Annotated in this window: 19 protein-coding genes; 11 read left to right on the top strand and 8 right to left on the bottom strand. The window is 65.9% G+C overall.

What is annotated here, in order from left to right; genetic code table 11:
- Nucleotides 1-35 precede the first annotated feature (35 nt).
- Nucleotides 36-737, bottom strand: coding sequence for a type 1 glutamine amidotransferase (locus ACVT6V_RS27370; protein WP_489897201.1), 702 nt, complete (start codon nt 735-737; stop codon nt 36-38).
- Between the two features lie 221 nt (nt 738-958).
- On the opposite strand from ACVT6V_RS27370, the gene ACVT6V_RS27365 reads away from it, so the two are divergent.
- From ACVT6V_RS27365 to ACVT6V_RS27315, 11 genes are all read left to right on the top strand, one after another.
- Nucleotides 959-2044, top strand: coding sequence for an IS630 family transposase (locus ACVT6V_RS27365; RefSeq protein WP_489895452.1), 1086 nt, complete (start codon nt 959-961; stop codon nt 2042-2044).
- Nucleotides 2045-2110: 66 nt separating this feature from the next.
- Nucleotides 2111-3196, top strand: coding sequence for an IS630 family transposase (locus ACVT6V_RS27360; RefSeq protein ID WP_489895452.1), 1086 nt, complete (start codon nt 2111-2113; stop codon nt 3194-3196).
- A 110-nt stretch (nt 3197-3306) separates the two neighbouring features.
- Nucleotides 3307-3624 carry a hypothetical protein gene (locus tag ACVT6V_RS27355; protein ID WP_489897200.1) on the top strand — a complete coding sequence of 106 codons (318 nt, stop codon included), beginning with the start codon at nt 3307-3309 and terminating at the stop codon, nt 3622-3624.
- Nucleotides 3624-5381, top strand: coding sequence for an alpha/beta hydrolase (locus ACVT6V_RS27350; protein ID WP_489897199.1), 1758 nt, complete (start codon nt 3624-3626; stop codon nt 5379-5381). The genes ACVT6V_RS27355 and ACVT6V_RS27350 overlap by 1 nt, the downstream gene beginning before the upstream one ends.
- Before the next feature lie 75 nt (nt 5382-5456).
- Nucleotides 5457-5759 (top strand): helix-turn-helix domain-containing protein, encoded by a 303-nt coding sequence (locus tag ACVT6V_RS27345; RefSeq protein WP_489897198.1) that lies wholly within the window; start codon nt 5457-5459, stop codon nt 5757-5759.
- The gene (locus tag ACVT6V_RS27340; protein WP_489897197.1) at nt 5752-6651 is read left to right on the top strand and encodes an ATP-dependent Clp protease ATP-binding subunit; all 900 of its coding nucleotides are present in this window, start codon (nt 5752-5754) and stop codon (nt 6649-6651) included. The genes ACVT6V_RS27345 and ACVT6V_RS27340 overlap by 8 nt, the downstream gene beginning before the upstream one ends.
- Before the next feature lie 49 nt (nt 6652-6700).
- The gene (locus tag ACVT6V_RS27335) at nt 6701-7015 is read left to right on the top strand and encodes a hypothetical protein (protein ID WP_489901036.1); all 315 of its coding nucleotides are present in this window, start codon (nt 6701-6703) and stop codon (nt 7013-7015) included.
- A 128-nt stretch (nt 7016-7143) separates the two neighbouring features.
- Nucleotides 7144-7803 (top strand): response regulator transcription factor, encoded by a 660-nt coding sequence (locus tag ACVT6V_RS27330; protein WP_489897196.1) that lies wholly within the window; start codon nt 7144-7146, stop codon nt 7801-7803.
- Entirely contained in the window at nt 7770-8975 is a 1206-nt protein-coding gene (locus tag ACVT6V_RS27325; RefSeq protein WP_489897195.1) for an ATP-binding protein, read from the top strand. Before ACVT6V_RS27330 ends, ACVT6V_RS27325 begins: the two co-directional genes overlap by 34 nt.
- Nucleotides 8972-10045, top strand: a complete 1074-nt coding sequence (locus tag ACVT6V_RS27320; protein ID WP_489897194.1) for a DUF8320 family protein — start codon at nt 8972-8974, stop codon at nt 10043-10045. The genes ACVT6V_RS27325 and ACVT6V_RS27320 overlap by 4 nt, the downstream gene beginning before the upstream one ends.
- A gap of 100 nt (nt 10046-10145) precedes the next feature.
- Nucleotides 10146-10496: a response regulator transcription factor gene (locus tag ACVT6V_RS27315; RefSeq protein WP_489897193.1), complete on the top strand. Its 351-nt coding sequence runs from the start codon at nt 10146-10148 to the stop codon at nt 10494-10496.
- Here ACVT6V_RS27315 and ACVT6V_RS27310 read toward each other — a convergent pair.
- The 7 genes from ACVT6V_RS27310 to ACVT6V_RS27280 all read right to left on the bottom strand — a co-directional run bounded on the left by ACVT6V_RS27310 (nt 10490) and on the right by ACVT6V_RS27280 (nt 15540).
- Nucleotides 10490-11362: a 1,4-dihydroxy-2-naphthoate polyprenyltransferase gene (locus ACVT6V_RS27310; protein WP_489897192.1), complete on the bottom strand. Its 873-nt coding sequence runs from the start codon at nt 11360-11362 to the stop codon at nt 10490-10492. The two genes, ACVT6V_RS27315 and ACVT6V_RS27310, sit on opposite strands and share 7 nt — an antisense overlap.
- A 152-nt stretch (nt 11363-11514) precedes the next feature.
- The gene (locus ACVT6V_RS27305; RefSeq protein WP_489897191.1) at nt 11515-12072 is read right to left on the bottom strand and encodes a hypothetical protein; all 558 of its coding nucleotides are present in this window, start codon (nt 12070-12072) and stop codon (nt 11515-11517) included.
- A gap of 59 nt (nt 12073-12131) precedes the next feature.
- Nucleotides 12132-12347, bottom strand: coding sequence for a hypothetical protein (locus ACVT6V_RS27300; RefSeq protein ID WP_489897190.1), 216 nt, complete (start codon nt 12345-12347; stop codon nt 12132-12134).
- A gap of 90 nt (nt 12348-12437) precedes the next feature.
- A complete protein-coding gene (locus tag ACVT6V_RS27295; RefSeq protein ID WP_489897189.1) occupies nt 12438-13055 on the bottom strand; it encodes a YdcF family protein in 618 nt (205 codons plus the stop codon).
- Nucleotides 13052-13336 carry a hypothetical protein gene (locus ACVT6V_RS27290; protein ID WP_489897188.1) on the bottom strand — a complete coding sequence of 95 codons (285 nt, stop codon included), beginning with the start codon at nt 13334-13336 and terminating at the stop codon, nt 13052-13054. Before ACVT6V_RS27290 ends, ACVT6V_RS27295 begins: the two co-directional genes overlap by 4 nt.
- Nucleotides 13337-13369: 33 nt before the next feature.
- Nucleotides 13370-14203 carry an SGNH/GDSL hydrolase family protein gene (locus ACVT6V_RS27285; protein ID WP_489897187.1) on the bottom strand — a complete coding sequence of 278 codons (834 nt, stop codon included), beginning with the start codon at nt 14201-14203 and terminating at the stop codon, nt 13370-13372.
- 137 nt (nt 14204-14340) lie between these two features.
- A complete protein-coding gene (locus tag ACVT6V_RS27280; RefSeq protein WP_489897186.1) occupies nt 14341-15540 on the bottom strand; it encodes an alpha/beta hydrolase in 1200 nt (399 codons plus the stop codon).
- Nucleotides 15541-15630: the final 90 nt, after the last annotated feature.

The following is a 15630-nucleotide window of genomic DNA, read 5'->3' as shown; positions in this document are numbered from 1 at the left end:
TTTCTGTGAGCTAACCGCCCAGGTCGGAACCCAGATCAGACCGTCAGTCCCGCATGCGCCAGGAACCGTTCGAACAGCAGGTCGCAGTCGCGGGCGGCGATGTCGGCGTTCTCGGCGATCGCCGCCGTCAGTGCGGCGAGATCCACGTCGTCGCCGGACATGTCGGACTCCGGGCCCGAGAAGCCGTCCTTCCACGACACGAAGCACGCCGGACTGATCTCCGGATGGAATTGCACTCCGAGGTGTCGGCCGCTGACGAAAGCCTGTACACCTGCGGCATTTTCGGCGATCACATCGGAACCCGCGGGAGCCGTGATGGTGTCGTGGTGGTACTGCATCCACGGTCCGGTGGCCACGAGGTCGGGCCGAGACGTCCGGACCGGGATGAACCCGTGCTCCGGGTGGTCGCTCGGCACGACCGACCCACCCAGCGCGCTGGCCAGGATCTGACCGCCGAAGCAGATGCCGTAGATCGGGACGTCCGCGGCGATCGCCTCCTGCAGGTACCGTCGTTCCGCGTCGATCCAGGCCAGCGAATCGTCGTGCACGGAGTCCGACGAACCGGTCACCACGACGAGGTCGACCTCGGAGGGTGCGGGCAGTGCCTCACCCTCGTCGGCGGCACGGATGATCACGTCGATGCCGCGACGCTCCATCGCCGGGAGCAGGCTGCCGACCATGTCGCGCCGGTAGTCCGGCAGCACATTGTGCACCAATGTCAATGCTTTCAATGCCATTCGGTGAGCCTAGTGTCCCGCACCGGAAATTCGTTGGTGATTTCGACGGCCAGGCGGCGCCTCGCTTCGTTGGCGTCGTCGCAGGTACATCCAGTACCTGCTCCTCCGCCGCCTCGCGATGCATCCACCTGGACCGCCGAACTCATGAAACGAGTTTCCGGCGCGGGACACTAGTGGTGTGTATCGTAAATAATCGTCTAGTTGTTGGGTATGATTTCGGTATGAGCGCGCCTGCAGCACCGTTGGCTTTGTCGGCCGGTGAGCGAGAGACGTTGGAGAAGTTGACCCGTAGCCAGCGGGTGCCGCATCAGCAGGTGTTGCAGGCTCGGGTGTTGTTGATGGCCGCCGACGGGGTGGCCAACATTCGGATTGCTGAGGAGGTCGGGGTGCGCCCGGCCACGGTGCGGGCGTGGCGCAACCGGTATGCCGAGGACGGTTTGGCGGGGTTGGGGTTGATCCGAAAGGGCCGCGGTCGACGTTCGTCGATCAGTGAGGAGAAGATCGCCGAGATCGTGAGGTTGACCAAGACGACCACGCCGCCGGGGCACACGCATTGGTCGTGCCGCACGATGGCGAAGAAGGTGGGTGTGAGTCCTTCAACGGTGCAACGGATTTGGTCTGATCTTGACCTCAAACCGCATCGGGTCGACTCGTTCAAGGTGTCGAATGATCCGCGGTTCGAGGAGAAGCTGATCGATGTGGTGGGACTGTATGTGAACCCGCCGGAGAACGCGATCGTGTTGTGTATGGATGAGAAAAGCCAGATTCAGGCGCTCGATCGCACGCAACCGTCGTTGCCGCTGGTGGAGGGGCGGGCCGGCACGATGACCCACGACTACAAACGCAACGGCACGACGACCTTGTTCGCGGCGTTGGATGTGCTGACCGGTTCGGTGATCGGTCAGTGCCTGCCGCGTCATCGCCACAACGAGTTCATCAAGTTCCTCAACACGATCGACAAGCAGGTGCCGGCGGGGTTGGAGGTCCATCTGATTCTGGATAACTACGCCACCCACAAACATCCCGAGGTGAAGCGATGGATGGATCGGCACAAACGGTTTCACTTCCACTTCACCCCGACATCGTCGTCCTGGCTCAACCAGGTCGAGCGCTGGTTTCGGGAGTTGACCGACAAGAACATTCGCCGCGGCATTTTTGGCAGCGTGCCCGAGTTGATCGCCAGCATCGAGGCATTCCTCAACGCCCACAACGATGATCCGAAACCCTACGTGTGGACCGCCACCGCCGAATCCATCCTGGCCAAAATCGCCCGCGCACGCACGACACTCGAACGAGTAGCCAACTAATTCAGATACACACCACTAGTGGTGTGTATCGTAAATAATCGTCTAGTCGTTGGGTATGATTTCGGTATGAGCGCGCCTGCAGCACCGTTGGCTTTGTCGGCCGGTGAGCGAGAGACATTGGAGAAGTTGACCCGTAGCCAGCGGGTGCCGCATCAGCAGGTGTTGCAGGCTCGGGTGTTGTTGATGGCCGCCGACGGGGTGGCCAACATTCGGATTGCTGAGGAGGTCGGGGTGCGCCCGGCCACGGTGCGGGCGTGGCGCAACCGGTATGCCGAGGACGGTTTGGCGGGGTTGGGGTTGATCCGAAAGGGCCGCGGTCGACGTTCGTCGATCAGTGAGGAGAAGATCGCCGAGATCGTGAGGTTGACCAAGACGACCACGCCGCCGGGGCACACGCATTGGTCGTGCCGCACGATGGCGAAGAAGGTGGGTGTGAGTCCTTCAACGGTGCAACGGATTTGGTCTGATCTTGACCTCAAACCGCATCGGGTCGACTCGTTCAAGGTGTCGAATGATCCGCGGTTCGAGGAGAAGCTGATCGATGTGGTGGGACTGTATGTGAACCCGCCGGAGAACGCGATCGTGTTGTGTATGGACGAGAAAAGCCAGATTCAGGCGCTCGATCGCACGCAACCGTCGTTGCCGCTGGTGGAGGGGCGGGCCGGCACGATGACCCACGACTACAAACGCAACGGCACGACGACCTTGTTCGCGGCGTTGGATGTGCTGACCGGTTCGGTGATCGGTCAGTGCCTGCCGCGTCATCGCCACAACGAGTTCATCAAGTTCCTCAACACGATCGACAAGCAGGTGCCGGCGGGGTTGGAGGTCCATCTGATTCTGGATAACTACGCCACCCACAAACATCCCGAGGTGAAGCGATGGATGGATCGGCACAAACGGTTTCACTTCCACTTCACCCCGACATCGTCGTCCTGGCTCAACCAGGTCGAGCGCTGGTTTCGGGAGTTGACCGACAAGAACATTCGCCGCGGCATTTTTGGCAGCGTGCCCGAGTTGATCGCCAGCATCGAGGCATTCCTCAACGCCCACAACGATGATCCGAAACCCTACGTGTGGACCGCCACCGCCGAATCCATCCTGGCCAAAATCGCCCGCGCACGCACGACACTCGAACGAGTAGCCAACTAATTCAGATACACACCACTAGATGACGCTGCCGATCCATAGGGAACCGTCTTCGTTCCCGATGCGTCCTAATCGCACTCACCATTCGGTACTCGCCGGGAAGGAATCAACAAATGGAATCGGGTTCACTGCGGTCGGCGTCGCCGCGGTTCGGGATGGATCCCGCCGAGGTCGACCGTCTCGCCAGGGCGTGGACGGCGCAGGCCGCGACCGCGCGCAGCGTCGATCTCGTTGCGTTGAAGAGTATTTCGCAGCCATCGAGCCGGACCATGATCGCAGTGGCGGCGGTGGCCGCACCCGCGGAAGGCGCTGCGCGAGCCCTCGCCGGCCGGCTGGAGTCGATGACGGAATCACTACACACGTTGACGGTCGTGGCCGAGGGCGAGGACGTCGCGGCGGCAGCAGTATTCGACGATGCCATCGGCCGTTGATGCGCCCGACGATCTCCGACCTCCGTAGGTGGGACCCGAACGGCCTCTCCATCGCCGCCGATGCCGCGCAGCAGGCGGCCCAGCTGCTCGACCACGTGGTGAAAGTGGCCATCAGGTCGATGGACGACGCCGACAGCTGGATGGGTGTGGCGCATCGTGCCGCGAACTCGATGATGTCTGCGGAGAGCCGTCGGACGGCGGAGGTGCGCACCGTGCTGACCCGGATCGCCGACGAGGCGAGGGACGCGGGGGCGGACCTCGGTTGTGCGCGGGACTGTGTGCTCCGCCACATCGACGCCGCGCTCGACGACGGATTCCGCGTCAGTGACACCGGCCAGGTGGCCGCCGCCGATGACCTTTCAGGTGGTGCCGCGGCGACGATCGCCGCGCAGATCTCCGACGGGCTCAACGTGCTCGACCACATCGACGAGTTCCACGGCGCGCGGCTCGACGACCTCGCCGAAGATCTGTTCGCGCTCGTGGATCGTCCCGGCACAACCGCGCCATCAGCGGCCGGCGATCCGCATCGCACGATCGCCCGACTGCGGAGTATGACGCCCGTGCAACGTCGAGAACTTCTATCCCACATGACCGCCGACGAAAGACGGCGTGTGGTGCTCGCCGATCCGCAGACCATCGGCAACCTCGACGGCGTCGACTTCGACATCCGGGCCGACGCGAACGAGATCAACATCCGTGCCGCGCTCGAGGAGGAACGGCGGGCCGGACGAGGTGACGGTGCGCGGGCGAGACGGCTCGAGGAGTTCCTCCGTCCGCACGCGGACGGCTCGCAGCGTCGCTTCGTCGCCTTCGACAACACCCCGAACGGGCATTTCATCGAGATGATCGGTGAGTTTCGCCGCGACACCCGGTTCGCGGCTGTGGTCGTTCCGGGCGCGGGGACGGACCTGGACAACAGCGATGCAAAATCCAGAGCGGCAGAGGAACTCGCGCGGCGGACGAACGGCCCGGTCTTTCTGTACCTGGACGGCGACCTCCCGCAGGCGTTGGGGTTCGAAGGCCTTGGCAGGGCGTTGGGCACCGGAGCCATGCTCGGCACGGTGTTCGGACCGCCCGGTGAAGCGCTGGGTTTCGCTGCCGGCGTGGCCGATTCGATCGACGGCTCGGCCGCCGACCCCGACCTCGCCCGCGCGATGGCCCCGCGACTGGTCGCGTTCGGTGCCGAGCTCGACGCCGAGATCGCCGAGCACGCACCCACCGCGACGACGACGTTCATCGGCCATTCCTACGGGGGAGCGGTGGTCGGATCGGCCGAGCAGCTCGGTTTGCGTGCCGACCGCGTGGCGTATGCGTCGGCGGCCGGCACCGGGGCGTTCGACGGCCCGTGGCGCAACCCCGACCCCGACGTCGAGCGATTCTCGATGACCGCGCCCGGCGACCCCATCCAGTACGTGCAGTCCCTGCCCGGCAACCCGCTCGGCGACGACCCGGACACCGCCCCGGGCGTGGTCCGCATGGATACGGGCTTTCACGGCCCGGACGCCGCTGGACATCGCGATCGCATCGAGGGATTCAGCGGCCACGGTGACTACTGGGATGATCCGGACTCCGACGCCTTCGCCAACCTGGTCAAGGTCATCGTCGGTGAGCAGCCCAGTCCGTACGTCGAACGTCGCCCCGACGGCGCCGGCATTCTGGGTGACCTGCTCGGCGACGGCATCATGGCGGACCTGCGTGACGGCGACATCGACCTGCCCGGCCCCATCCCCGACATCCCACTGCGTCTGCCCTGGTGATCGCTTCCTCAGCGTTCCAAAACTTGACTGTCAATAATTCTTGACAACACGGCGATGTCAACATAACCTGACACCATGCACGACGAACAGAACCCGACCGCAGCCCAAGGCGACCTCGCCGACGACGACACCACCGGTGCCGACCTCGCCGGCGATGCCGCGAGCGGCGATCCGGCCCGGGGTCTGGCCGCCGTCCGCGCGTTGCGCACCCTGGCCGACCGACTCGAGGTCGTCCAGGTGGCCAATGCCCGCGCCAACGGTTGGAGCTGGCAGTCGATCGCAGAGGTTCTGCAGATCAGCCGCCAGGCCGTGCATCAGAAACATGCACACCGTGAGGCCCGCGCGAGCGGACCGGAAGGAGACACGAACAATGTTTGAGCGATTCAACCGCGACGACAGAATGCTGATGGCATTCGCCATGCAAGAGGCCGGCGACCTGGGTCACCGGCAGCTCGGAAATGACCACCTGATCCTGGGCATGCTCTGCAACGCCCGGAGTCCGCTGTTCACGCTGCTCGGCGAGCAGGGCCTGACCCTGGCCGGCGCCCGCGAGGCAGTGCAGAAGTGCCACTCCGAGCACGACGACGAAACAGAAGCGTCTGCGGCGACCGACGAAGAGTCGGCCCAGCAGCGCTACGAAGAGGATCGAGATGCCCTGCGCAGCATCGGCATCGACCTCGACAAGGTGCGCGAGGCGGTCCGTGGCCGCTTCGGCGACGACCTGTCCGAGGGCTGGGCGCAACGCTCGGATCGCTGGCAGGGACGTCGTGGCCGCGGAGGGCCGGACGGGCGCGAAGGGCCCGACGGTCGTGGCCGCGGTCGCGGGCGTGGCCACCGCCATGGACACGGACCGCACCGCGGCCGTGGACCGTGGGGACCCGACGGCTTCGGGTCGGGCTGGGGTCCGCAAGGTCCCGAAGGGTTCGACCGCGAGGCTTTCGGCCCCGGTGCGTTCGGTCCCGGCCCATTCGGCCCGGGTGGCCCGTTCGGCAATGACGAGGGTCCCTGGGAGCCCGGACGTGGACGGCGGGGCCCTCGCGGCCGCGGATCGCGGCCACGTTTCGCACCGCAGACCCGCGAGGCGTTCGGTCGGGCCGTGGAGATCGCGCGCGAGCGCGGTGACCAGCGGTTACGTCCCGAATACCTGCTGATCGGGATCATCGACCGCGCCGACGAAGCGTCGCGCGCGGTGATCGAGTCGGCAACCACCGCCGAGGCCCTCAAGGCCGCCGTGCTGGCGAGCCTGCCGGAGGCGCCGGCCGGAGTCTGACGCCCGCTTGAGCTCATGCCCACCCTCGAACTAGTGTTCGAGGGTGGGCATGCAGTGGATCGGTGGAGACAGTGGCCAGCCGCGCCGGCCGGTGTACTTTCCGGTCGGCCACAAAGCGGTGCTCATCGATCTCAATGCGCTCTACCCGCAGACCCCGCATCACAACGGTGAGTACTTTCCCGACGGCCTGCAGATCCGTTCCATTCATCTCGGAGTGCTCACGGCGTGGGCGCGGTCGGAGTGGGGCGAGTGGTACGGCAAGGTGACCTACACCATCGTTGCAAAAGACCGTCAGGAGAAAGTGACCCATTGGGTGCCGGGGTGGGCGCTGCGTCCTACGGAAATGCCGAAGTCGGGGCGTTGAATGGGATTGCGGCAACAATTTCATAACAAATGCGACATCATGTTTTGGGCGCCATTCATTCGCAAGAATGAATGGCATAGCGCGGTTTCGGTGCACCATTGTCCGACAAGTAAGCGATGATGGGACGTATGACCAATACGCCTCGGAATGTGTGGCGCGTAGGGGTCGTCGACGACCACGAACAGATCGTCCGGGGATTGAGGGCCACGCTCGACGAGCAGGCGGACATGGAGCTGGTGGCGGGAGCCGAGACAGTGGCCGCGCTGCTCGCGGTGACCTCTGATCTCGACCTCGTTCTGCTCGACCTCAGACTCGGCGACGGCACCTCGCCGATCACCAATATCGAGACATTGCAGCAGGCCGGGATACCTGCGCTCGTGTACACCTCGGGTGACGAGATGTACATGGTCCGTCAGGCCGCGAGCGCCGGCGTCATGGGTGTGGTGCGCAAGAACGCTCGCGAGGCCGAGTTGCTCTCGGCGATGCGGCTGGCTTTGGCCGGCGACACGGTGCCCGGCATCGACTGGGCGGCAGCGATCGATTCCGATCCCGGATTCGTCGATCTCTCTCCGCAATTACGTCGCGTGTTGGAGTTGTATGCGGCCGGGGAATCATCGGCCAGAGTCGCCAAAGAACTGGACATTTCCACCGAGACCGTCACCGACTATGTGAACCGTATTCGCGGACGCTACAGTACGGCCGGCCGACCGGCACCAACAAAGACCGACCTCTACAAGCGTGCGATCGAGGATGGATGGCTGCCCATACCGCGGCGCTTTCGCCGGTGAACGGGGTCAACGACGAGCGCGACGCGTACGCGGGCCGTCGGATCCTGCGACTGATGTCGGTGTTCGTCTCCGTCGGGTACACGGCCTACGCGGTGATGACCATCCCGATGATCGCCAAGTCGCTGCCCCTCATGGACACCTGGTGGACGGTCCTGGCGGTCGTCTTGATCTTCGGAACCGGTGTCGCGATGGGACCGATGAGCTGGCACGCCGGCATCCGTAACATCCGACTCTTCGCGGCGTCGGCGGCCTGCGGCTATGCCATCGCGGTCGGTCTGTGGTGGTTCGGATGGAACGGGCAGCGTCTGGGCACCGACAGCGGCATCTGGTTCGCGCAGTTCCCGGGCCTGGCATCGATCGCGGCGGCGCTGGCCTTCCGGGCGGTGTTCGCCTTCGGCTATCTCGGCATCATCAGCGCCGCCACCGTGGTGATCAGTCAACACATGCGCGCCCCCGGGGCCAGTGGGCCACCTTTACCCGACGTCGCATGGTCCATCTCGTTCTCGCTGATCTTCGTTGCCGCCGCGGTCATGGCGATCCGCACCGCCGGCATCCTCGACACCACCCGGGCGCAAGCCTTCGAGGTCACCGCCGAGGCCGCGGCCGCGAATGCGCGGGCGGACGAACGCAGCCGATTCGATGCGCTGACCCACGACAACGTCATGTCCACCCTGCTGCTGGCGTCGCGGCAGGGTGCCTCGCCCGAACTCGCCCAGAACGCACGCACCGCTCTGGCCGCGGTGGCGCAGGCGGCGGCCGGCGAAAGCCGTTCCGAGGTGTCCGCGCTCGAGGCGATCAGCCGGGTGCGGGCCGCGGTGAGCCTGATCAATCCGTCGCAACGGGTCGCCGTGCGCGACGGCGTCCATTCCGACTCCTATCCCAATACGGCGGTGTCCGCGATCGCCGCCGCCACCGCCGAGGCCGTGCGCAACAGCCTGCGCCACGCCGGTCCGGACGCCACCACATCGGTGACCGTGACCACCGGTGCGGAATCGTTGCGGGCCGAGATCGTCGACGACGGTGTCGGCTTCGATCCGTCGCATGTCCCCGCGTCGCGGCTCGGCATCGCGGTCAGCATCCTGGGTCGGATGAACAAGGTCGACGGCGGCTCCGCCCGCGTCGACTCCGGGAGCGGTGAGGGCACCCGGGTGAGTGTGGAGTGGACACAATGACGGCGCCGGACGTGGAGGCGACGCAGCGTCAGGACGTGCGCGATCTCCTGGGGATGCGCGAAACGGGCGCATGGTTGGTGGTCGGCACCTTCCTCGCCTCGACGTGGATCGCCGTCGGCTACGCCATGGGGCATGCCTCGGCGGCCTGGCCGCTGATCGCCGGAGGACTCGTCATATCGGCCGCGGCGGTGGCGATCGTGATGGTTCCGGGCGATCCGCTGCCGTTGGGTGCAACCGCGTTGTTGGCCGCGTCCGGCCCGGTCGCCAGTATCTGTGCGCTGTCGGTGATGCCGGTGTCGGTGGCGTCGTCGGTGATGGTGGTGTGGACCCACGGCGGGGCGGTCGCCGTCTACTGCTTCATGTGTGTCCGAGGCCGGCTGATCGCGCCGTGGCTGGGTCTGGCCGGGGAGGCGATCGTGTTCGCCGCCTGGGAATATCACTTCGGGGAGCCCCTGTTCAGCGGTGCGACCGTGGTCGCGATCGATGCGGCACCACTGACGATGGCGGCGCTGTTCTCGTTTACCCTGCGCCCCACCGCCAAAGCCGTTTTCGCACTCCGCGCCCAAACGATCACGCAGGTGGCGCGACTGTCGGCCGAGGCGGCGGCCGCCGACGAACGCGCCAACCAGGTGCGGTTCCTGGACAACCTGGCCCGGCCGATGCTCGAACGGATCGCGTCCGGCGACGAGCTCAGCACCGAGGAGCGCATCCAATGCGCTCTGCTGGAGGCGCATCTGCGCGATCGGCTGCGTGCGCCGCTGATGTCCACGCTCGACCTCGACGAACCCGCCTACCAGGCCCGCACGCAAGGCGTCGAGGTCGTGTTCATCGACGACTCCCGGGCCGGTGCGACCCAGGCGCCCGAAGACATCCAGATCGACCCGCGCGTCGCGTCGGCCGTCAGTGGACTGGCATCGTCGGTGCTGGCCGATGCGCGCGAAGGACAGGTCTTCGTGCGGGTGGCGCCGCCGCATCGCTCGATAGCGGCGTCGGTGCTGCACCGCCGTCCCGATGGCCGCAGCGTCCGGTCGGAGATCGACCAGACGGGTAGCGTTCGTTTGTTCAGCTAAGCGTGCCCCCAGACCCGGGGGCACGGAAAGTAGTGTCTGGTTCGTCCTGATTGCGATCCGTAACGTCATCGTCGGGGGACGTGACGCGAGGAGCATGACGATGATGAACCCGGATGTGCGGGACCCCTTTCCGCTGCGTGTGCTGAGCGATCGTGAGGTGGACGTCCTCGTCCGCTGGGTCGCCGACAAACCGTTGCGCGAGATAGCCCGGGCATTGTTCATCTCCGATGCCACGGTTCGCACCCACCTGGTCCGCATCCGCGCGAAGTATCGCGAAGCAGGCCGACCGGCCAACTCCAAGATCGCGCTGCTCGTCCGGGCCATCGAGGACGGCTACATCACGCTCAACGAGGTCGCCGCGAGCATCGACGGCGGGCGCGACCGGCAGGTCCGGCTGGTACAGCAGCGCGCCGAGAACCCGTACAGCGTGCGTCACACCATCGCTCAGTAGCCCAGCACCAACCCGACCGCCGTCAACACCGCCCACAGCAACATCGCCTGCCCGGTCCCACCGAGCGACGGGATCAGCCCCGGCCCGACCGCGCCCGCCCGCACGGGCTTGTACGCGAGCCACACCAGCGGGGCGGCCAGCAGGCCGAGCAGTGCCCACGGGGTGGCGATCGCCAACACCAGGCTCATGATCAGTGGGACGGTCAGCAGTGTCCCGAACAGGATGCGGGTCTTCTTGTCGCCGAAGCGAACCGCGAGGGTGACCTTGCCGGATTCGGTGTCGGTGGGGATGTCGCGGAGGTTGTTGACCACGAGCACCCCGGAGGAGATGCTGCCCACGCCGACCGCGGCGGCCAGGCCGACCCAGTCGATCTCGTCGGCGAGCACGAACTGGGTGCCGAGGACCGCGACCAGACCGAAGAACACGAACACTGCGATCTCACCCAGACCCGCATATCCGTAGGGGCGTGTGCCGCCGGTGTAGAACCATGCGCCGGCGATGCAAACCGCGCCGACCAGGATCAGCCACCAGGCGGTCGTCAGCGCGAGAGCGAGACCACAGACCGCAGCGATGCCGAAGCAGATGAATGCGGCCCGCTTCACCGCTGCAGGACTCGCCGCCCCAGATCCCACCAGCCGCATCGGCCCGACACGGTCGTCGTCGGTGCCGCGGATGCCGTCGGAGTAGTCGTTGGCGTAGTTGACGCCGATGATCAGGGCCAGCGCGACGACGAGCGCGAGCAGGAATTTCCACCACTCGATCGAGCCGAGTCGCAGTGCCGCGCCGGTACCGGCGACCACCGGGGCGATCGCGTTCGGCAGTGTCCGCGGACGTCCGCCCTCTATCCACTCCTTTGGGGTTGCCACCGGGTGATCATTTCATGCACACAGATCGACGATCGCACAGACGCCGCCGCACCCTCAGGGCAGGTTCCGGGGAGCTATCCGCGGAGTGATGCGAGAATGGCTGTGGCGCAATGTGTCTCAATAATCCTGGTGGCCGCCGTGCGTAGAGGTTCTCAGCTCCACAGCGGAACGAACGCAGCGATCAATGCCAACGTCGCGTGCAGGGCGTTCGTCAGAGTGTTGCCGCGGATCAGTGCGTTGCGCCGACTGCTGTCCATGTCCAGTCCGAAGGAGGTGTCGACGTTCTCCTGGAGTGCCTTGAGCTGCGGCGAGACGGCTTCGAGCGCCTGGGACGCCCGGGTTTGATGGACTTTCACCCAGCGTCGCGAGTTCGCCGAGAAGACCATCGCGATCACGTTGGTGAGGATGACGCCGACGCTCGCGACGACCTTGACGCCCTGGTCCGAGGAATTCGCGATCAATCCCAGCGCCAAGATCGAGGCCGCGATGACAAAACTGCTGACCTGGAGCCGATTGCTCTCATGTGCGGCGACGCGTTGGTACTGGAGTTCAACATAGGACCAGTAGCGTCCCTCGTCGCGCTCGTTCGCAGGTTTCGGAGGCGGATGTGTGATGTAGGGCGTGACAAGACGCCGACGGTGGTCCCACCGCAACACCGACGTCACCAGAACGACGGCTATCACGATGACGATCAACTCCGCGACGAGCACAGACAAAATTCTAGCGCCGTCCGCCGATCGGGCAGACCCGGAAAAGCCGCCGATCCGCCCTACGCGCCCTTCGACAGATAGCTCTCGCTCAACCGCCGCACGTACCCGCGCACCTCTTCGAGTTCCTTGCGCTCGGCGACGGCGTGGCCGCGTCCGGCGGACTCGATCCGGATGACCAGATCGTCGGCGATCCGCTCGAGTTCGGCGATGAGCAATGTTGCCTGGCTGCGGGAGGCTTCGTGAATGCGGTCCCAGCCGAACATTCCCGAGCTCATCGCCGACTCATCCGCTCACACGGACGTACATTCACTGTTCTTGATGTGTTCACCACAGTCCCCCCGACCGGTCATTCTTGACGCGTAATGCTAGCCAACCCTGCGATCGTCCGCAGCCTGGGGTGGAGTCTTCGTGTCACACCCGAGCACCGCCGCCTTGGCGAGCGCCCCGTACTGATACGCGTAGGTGTGCGCGCGAACCAGAGGGTTGTGTGAGTACAGCCTGGGGACACTGCGCATCACGACGTTCCCGTCGAAGCACTGACCGAAGATGTAGCGTGCCCGGAACAGGTGGTAGCGCCAGCTGACGACGATGACGTCGGACCAGTGACGTTTGCGTGCCAACTCCTGAGTGAACATCGCCTCGCCGCGCGTGGTCGACGGATTCGGTGCGAAGCAGATCACCTCGATCTGCTGCGTCGACCGACAGACGCGTTGCATGGTCGCGTCGTCGCGCGGGTACGGATTCGACAGCACCACGGTGTGGGCATAGCCGTCGCGCGCCAGCAGGAGACCGTAGTCCTCGCGGCCGTCATGCTCGCCGCCGAGCACCACGATCGCGTCGACGCGCCGCAGCTCGTCGGAATGGTTCTCGTCGAACAGGCGCTGCCCGACGACGACGTACACAGTCGCGACGACGGCAAGCAGGATCGCCAGGCCGAGGAGAAGAAGTCGGCGTGCCCGCCGAGGTCGGATCGCCGGCCTCATCGCCTGCCGGAGTGTCGGCGCGGTGTGCGGCTTCGTCGCACCGTGACCGCGGCGATCACCAATCCGGCCACCGCCAGCAGATCGGACTCCGTGATGCCGTGTCGGTGGTTATAGGACAACAGCACGTGACCCTCGATCGGGCCGTTGCCGACTACCCACGCCACCGAGACCACGACGAGCACGATCGCAGCCGCCACCGACGGCCGCGCCAGACACCAGGCACCTGTCACGAACAACAGATTGAGGATGATCAGCCCATAGAACAACTCGGGCGGGATCACGGCTGCTCCCAGGCGTGAACGATGGCCCCGCGCCTACTGCGCTTCGGGCAGACCGAACGCCGCGAGAACGGTCTTCGTCCACAGCTGCTGGCCGGCCGCGTTGGGGTTGACGCTGTCGCGCATCACCGCGGACAGTTTGGTCGGGTCGGTGGGGAACGCGGAGTTCACGTCGATCACCTGGATGCCCTCCGCATCCATCGCGGAGGCGAAGCCCTCGAGCTGCGCCGCCGAATCCGACCCCTGTGCGGGACTCTGCTTGATGACGGCGATGTCGGCGTCCGGGTAGCGCTTGCGCAGCTCGGCGATCAACGGCTGCAGCTGCGGGGCGAGTGGCTTGGTGGTGTCCTCGGTGTGGCCGAAGTTCAGCAGGATCAGGTCCGGGGTGACGTCGGACTTGATCATCTTGTCGAGGTTCTGCAGCGTGTAGTCGGCGTCTTTGCCCGACGCGCTGGCATTCCAGAAGCCGACCGCGCCGTTGGTTCCGTCGCCGAGGCCGACCATCGCGCCGTAGTCGCCGGTCGAGGTGTTCCAGTACTTGGTGGCCACCGGCCGGTTCAGCGACGAGCTGATCGACTGGCCGAGTGCGGGCGCCCAGCCGTCGCGGGCGGCGCCGGTCGAATCACCCAGCAGAACCAGGGTCTTCGGTGTGCTCGGGTTGGCCTTGGCGTCGTCGACGAACTTCGCGGTCGCCGGGGTCTGCATCGCCGAACTGGCGACCGGCGTGGACTCGGTGGCCGCCGACGTCGTCGGGGCGGTGCGGTTGCCGGAGATGATCAAACCGACGACCAGCACGATGACACAGACACCCATGACGATCCACGCCCACAGCGGCGCCGACCCCCAGATCCGCTTCACAACATTCGGCATGCCGCGCACACTCCCCGATCCAGAACCAACCACAACCAATTCACCGACCTGCAGCGAGTCTTTGCACTAGCAGGATCCAACCGTGTCACCTTAGCGGTGAACAGTGACTGGTTTCTCAGCGAGTAGGTGCGAATCGGTCAGCAATCAGTCGGCGCCGACTGATTCGCCAGGCGTTCATGCATCCAGGACGCCATGATGGGCCCCGGATCCAGTGAATGTCCTTGTCCCTCACGACGAACACGCACGATTCGGTCGCCCGTTGAGCACGCTCGTGCCAGTGTGACTTGCATTACATCTGGTGGGATGACGTCGTCGATGCTGCCGTAGACGGCCAGGATCGGCACCTTCGTCGGGTTCTGTGGCAGAGCGAATCCCTGCACCACCGCGGTCAGCCGCTGTGCCGCCGCCGGCGTGACGGCGGTGAACGAATCCGACGGCAGCAGCGTCGGCTCGCCGGCGAGCGCGGTCTTGCCGGACGCACACGAGAAGCTCGGCTGGGTGCCATCGGCGGTGTGTATGTGGTCGTCGGGCCGGATGCTCGGGTCGGCCTGGGCCACCCCTTGCACGAGGAGCGGATACAGAAAACGCTGTGCCACCGAGAGTCGGCCGTCCTGCGCCTCGGACACCAGATACGTGGCGTCGAGCAGGGGAGCGACCGCGACCACGCCGACCAGGTCACCGCTGCCCGACCCGTAGGACGCGTACTCCTCGCCCGTGGCCCACGCCGCCGCGCCGCCCTGCGACCGGCCGACCGCCAGCCACCGCTGACCGATGGCAGAGTCGATCGACCGGGCCGCACGGGCCGCGTCGATCACGTTGTAGGCGGCGGTGCGGGGCTCGAGATACGGATGCGGCGCGCTGCGGGTGCGTTCCCCGAGGCCCTGATAGTCGGTGGTGACCACGGCATATCCGGCGTTCAGGAAGTCCCGGACCGCCGCGAGGTCGCCGAACATGCCCGGCTGATCCGACGGCGCACAGTCACGGGTGATGCCGGTGGTGCCGTGCGCATAGGCGATCAGCGGCCAGCCGCCCTCCGGTGCGTCGCCGCCCGGCACGAAGACCGCGCCGCTGACCGTCGTCGACGACTCATCGATCCCGGATGTCGAGCGGTACACCATTCGGGTGATTTTCGGATGTCCGCCGAGGAACGACTGCCACGCGTCGAGGCCCGGTTCGGAGGTCACCACCTGACCCTGACCATCAGGCGTCTCGGCCCGCACCGCAGTGACCGATGACGACTCCGATGACCCGCCCGCGCCCTGTTCGGAGCACGCCGAGCACACCAGCAGTGCGGCCACCACACAGGCCGCACCGATGCGCCGGCGCCGGATTTTCACAGGAGAACGGTAGCGGTTGACCTCGTATCGGCAACCGCGAGGCCGGGTCCGAATTCAATTCCGTGTATCTTCTGCGGTTTGCGCAGATCG

The sequence above is a fragment of the Gordonia sp. LMA167 genome (genome assembly GCF_058130025.1).
Note: the sequence above shows the minus strand (reverse complement) of the source record. Positions and strands in the feature narration are given on the sequence as shown.

What these genes read in the sequence shown, in the direction of transcription:
- ACVT6V_RS27345 (WP_489897198.1), top strand. Translation starts at nt 5,457, where the DNA reads ATGCACGACGAACAGAACCCGACCGCAGCCCAAGGCGACCTCGCCGAC.
- ACVT6V_RS27320 (WP_489897194.1), top strand. Translation starts at nt 8,972, where the DNA reads ATGACGGCGCCGGACGTGGAGGCGACGCAGCGTCAGGACGTGCGCGAT.
- ACVT6V_RS27285 (WP_489897187.1), bottom strand. Translation starts at nt 14,203, where the DNA reads ATGCCGAATGTTGTGAAGCGGATCTGGGGGTCGGCGCCGCTGTGGGCG.
- ACVT6V_RS27340 (WP_489897197.1), top strand. Translation starts at nt 5,752, where the DNA reads ATGTTTGAGCGATTCAACCGCGACGACAGAATGCTGATGGCATTCGCC.
- ACVT6V_RS27315 (WP_489897193.1), top strand. Translation starts at nt 10,146, where the DNA reads ATGATGAACCCGGATGTGCGGGACCCCTTTCCGCTGCGTGTGCTGAGC.
- ACVT6V_RS27295 (WP_489897189.1), bottom strand. Translation starts at nt 13,055, where the DNA reads ATGAGGCCGGCGATCCGACCTCGGCGGGCACGCCGACTTCTTCTCCTC.
- ACVT6V_RS27350 (WP_489897199.1), top strand. Translation starts at nt 3,624, where the DNA reads ATGCGCCCGACGATCTCCGACCTCCGTAGGTGGGACCCGAACGGCCTC.
- ACVT6V_RS27365 (WP_489895452.1), top strand. Translation starts at nt 959, where the DNA reads ATGAGCGCGCCTGCAGCACCGTTGGCTTTGTCGGCCGGTGAGCGAGAG.
- ACVT6V_RS27325 (WP_489897195.1), top strand. Translation starts at nt 7,770, where the DNA reads ATGGCTGCCCATACCGCGGCGCTTTCGCCGGTGAACGGGGTCAACGAC.
- ACVT6V_RS27355 (WP_489897200.1), top strand. Translation starts at nt 3,307, where the DNA reads ATGGAATCGGGTTCACTGCGGTCGGCGTCGCCGCGGTTCGGGATGGAT.
- ACVT6V_RS27360 (WP_489895452.1), top strand. Translation starts at nt 2,111, where the DNA reads ATGAGCGCGCCTGCAGCACCGTTGGCTTTGTCGGCCGGTGAGCGAGAG.
- ACVT6V_RS27300 (WP_489897190.1), bottom strand. Translation starts at nt 12,347, where the DNA reads ATGAGCTCGGGAATGTTCGGCTGGGACCGCATTCACGAAGCCTCCCGC.
- ACVT6V_RS27370 (WP_489897201.1), bottom strand. Translation starts at nt 737, where the DNA reads ATGGCATTGAAAGCATTGACATTGGTGCACAATGTGCTGCCGGACTAC.
- ACVT6V_RS27330 (WP_489897196.1), top strand. Translation starts at nt 7,144, where the DNA reads ATGACCAATACGCCTCGGAATGTGTGGCGCGTAGGGGTCGTCGACGAC.
- ACVT6V_RS27335 (WP_489901036.1), top strand. Translation starts at nt 6,701, where the DNA reads ATGCAGTGGATCGGTGGAGACAGTGGCCAGCCGCGCCGGCCGGTGTAC.